General features: G+C 43.8%; 3 protein-coding genes. All 3 read left to right on the top strand.

The annotated features are described in order from the left end of the window. The first annotated feature begins 271 nt into the window (after positions 1-271). The 3 genes from Q0C76_RS08895 to Q0C76_RS08885 are packed head-to-tail and all read left to right on the top strand — an operon-like array spanning position 272 to position 2,916. Positions 272-1,015 (top strand): ABC transporter ATP-binding protein, encoded by a 744-nt coding sequence (locus Q0C76_RS08895; RefSeq protein ID WP_295732214.1) that lies wholly within the window; start codon positions 272-274, stop codon positions 1,013-1,015. Beyond that, positions 993-2,240, top strand: coding sequence for an ABC transporter permease (locus Q0C76_RS08890; protein WP_016366710.1), 1,248 nt, complete (start codon positions 993-995; stop codon positions 2,238-2,240). The genes Q0C76_RS08895 and Q0C76_RS08890 overlap by 23 nt, the downstream gene beginning before the upstream one ends. A 4-nt stretch (positions 2,241-2,244) precedes the next feature. Further along, on the top strand, positions 2,245-2,916 hold the full coding sequence (locus tag Q0C76_RS08885) for a TetR/AcrR family transcriptional regulator (RefSeq protein WP_003581839.1): 672 nt from the start codon (positions 2,245-2,247) through the stop codon (positions 2,914-2,916). The last annotated feature ends 96 nt before the right edge of the window (positions 2,917-3,012 follow it).

The raw sequence follows: 3,012 nt of genomic DNA, 5'->3' as shown, positions 1-3,012 counted from the left end.
CTAATTCCAATGGATTTATTATACCGCAATAATGCATATATTAGCTTAACTGCCTGAATTATAGAATTTTTAAGCAGTCACTATTTAATTAAAATGCGACATCCCAACAACGGGGTGGCGCATTTTTGTTTGCAATGCGGTGACAAATGGGCCGGAAACAAAATAAGTGAGTGATAACTCATTTTAATGTTGACAAACCGAGATGTACTGATTATACTAAAGCCATTAAGTGAGTGAGTATACACTCTCTTTGAGAAAGAGGGTTATTAAAATGGCAACGGATTATGTCATCGCCAAGCAGGTCAGCAAGCACTTTGGTCATCAGCAAGTGCTCAATCAGATTGATTTGACACTGCCGGCTGGAATGATTTATGGCTTGATTGGGCCATCAGGAGCTGGGAAGACCACCTTGATCAAGAGTATTTTAGGGATGGAAGCTGTGGATAGTGGCACTGTTAAAGTCATGGATACGGTGATGCCCAATAGGGCGGTAATGGCACAAGTAGGGTATATGGCCCAAAGTGACGCTTTGTATGAGACACTAACGGCCCGTGAAAACCTGACCTTGTTTGGGCAATTGATGAGGGTTCCAAAAATAAAGTTAGCACAGATGATTGATTATGCAGCCGGATTAGTTGATTTAACGTCCCAATTAGACAAGCGGGTCAGTGGCTATTCGGGTGGGATGAAACGGCGCTTGTCGTTGGCAATTGCCCTGATTCAGGATCCCCAATTATTGATTTTAGATGAACCGACCGTTGGGATTGATCCAGAATTACGGCAACAAATTTGGACCGAACTAAATAAGCTCAAGGATACCGGTAAGTCGATGCTCGTGACAACGCATGTCATGGACGAAGCAGAACGGTGTGATTATCTCATGTTGATTCGGCACGGGATTGCGCTTGCTGAGGGGACACCCGCGGCACTGAAACAACAGTATGCAGTAGATACGATCGAACAGGTCTTTTTGAAAGCGGGGCGGATGCAAGATGCGAACGATGGCAATCGTTAGACGAGTTTTTAAGCAAATGTTACGTGATAAGCGTACCTTGGCGCTGATGTTTTTGGCACCATTGCTGATTATGACGCTGATGTATTTCTTATTTCAAAACAACACAACGCAAGTAGCAAGCTTGGGTGTTCATCATGTAGACCAATCCGTGGTTAACGTGATCGATACCAAAAACGTGACGATTCATCATTATGATAGTTCACAGGCACGGAAAATGATTAAGCAGCATGATCTAGATGGCTATTTGACTCAGAAAAATGGTCAATTGACGATTACTTATTCAAATAGCAATCCAACCAACACGTCTTTAATTAAGGCGAGTTTACAGTCAGGATTAGTCAAGTTGAAAATGAAGACGCTGGTGACCGTTACTAAGAAACAGCGCGCGGCCCTTGAATCGCAACAAGCCGCTTTGAAGAAGCTGACAGCAGCCCAGACACAAGCAACGGTGACCAAGCTGAAGACTGCCATTGCACAAGCCCAGGCCCGCGGTGACCAGGCAACTGCTGAGAAATTACAAAAGCAACTCAAGCAGGCCACAGCCACGACGTCTAGTTCGACTCAGTCAGCTAAAGCAACCAGTTATACGACTAAGTCTCATTATATTTATGGTAGTAGTGATTCAACGTTCTTTGAAAACTTTTTGCCAGCCTTTCTCGGTTTCTTTGTCTTCTTCTTTGTGTTCTTGATTTCTGGCGTTTCACTTTTGAATGAACGCACTACTGGAACCCTAAGCCGGCTACTTGCAACCCCAATTCGACGGAGTGAAATTATTATGGGCTATCTAATTGGTTATGGGGGCTTTGCCATCATTCAGACTGTCCTGACCGTTGTTTTTACAATTACGGTCTTCAAGATTCACTTAGTTGGTAGTATTTGGCTGGTCTTTCTTACTAACTTATTATTAGCGTTAGTGGCTTTGACCTTGGGTATCTTTATTTCCACCTTTGCTAACTCAGAATTTCAAATGATTCAGTTTATTCCACTGATTGTTGTACCACAAATCTTTTTTGCTGGGTTGGTTCCAGTCGATGGCATGGCCAGTTGGTTGCAAGCAATTGCCCACATCATGCCGTTATACTATGGTGCTAATGCGTTGACGGCTGTTGTGACAAAGGGTGCTGGGCTTGGCGATATTGGTGTCAATTTGTTAATATTAGTAGGGTTTATGGTCGTACTAACAATGTTGAATATTGTTGGAATGAAACGTTATCGGAAGGTGTGAGGATATGGAACGACCACGGATACGGGATTATTTTCAACAGGATCTAAGTCAGAATGAAACGATTACACCTAAGCAACGGGCCATCCTCCAGGCAAGTCTCGATTTGTTTGCTGAAAAGGGTTTTGACCAGACCAGTACTAGTGATATTGCACAACGGGCCGGCGTTGCGGAGGGGACGGTCTATCGGCGGTATAAGACTAAGGCTGCCTTACGGGATGCCATCTTAGCACCAATTGTCGCGCACATTGTGCCAATTTTAGCGAGTGATTTTTCAGAGGATGAATTACGGCAGCGTTATCCCAGTCTACAGGCATTCGTCACAGCAATTTTTACGGACCGAGTTGCATTTGCTAAAGCTAACGTGAAAGAGTTAAAGGTCATTTTTGAAATGGCAGCTTTTGACGCCGAACGACGCGAACAGATTCTTAGCCAGATTGCGCCTAAGATGGTCAAGCAGATGGGAAGTGTCATAAATCAACTAAAAGCAGATCATTTGATTGTGGAATGGCCGAATGATTTGATACTGCAAAGTTTGTTATCGCAGCTATTCGGTTACCTAGCGCGGTTAATGCTGGAATTGCCGGGAACTGAGATTGAGCGCGAACAAGCGTATTTGATTACGGTGATGACCAAAATATTGACCCCGGGTGAACATGATCAAATTACTGGTCAGTGAGCTAAGTGTTACTTGATATGGTTCTGGTGCAAATTTTCCTCGCTGACTTGATTTTAATATACTGGGTGCCAAGAAACGAGGGATTGCGCGCATGAA

Source organism: uncultured Limosilactobacillus sp. (assembly GCF_934202705.1).
Taxonomy (GTDB): domain Bacteria; phylum Bacillota; class Bacilli; order Lactobacillales; family Lactobacillaceae; genus Limosilactobacillus.
Note: the sequence above shows the minus strand (reverse complement) of the source record. Positions and strands in the feature narration are given on the sequence as shown.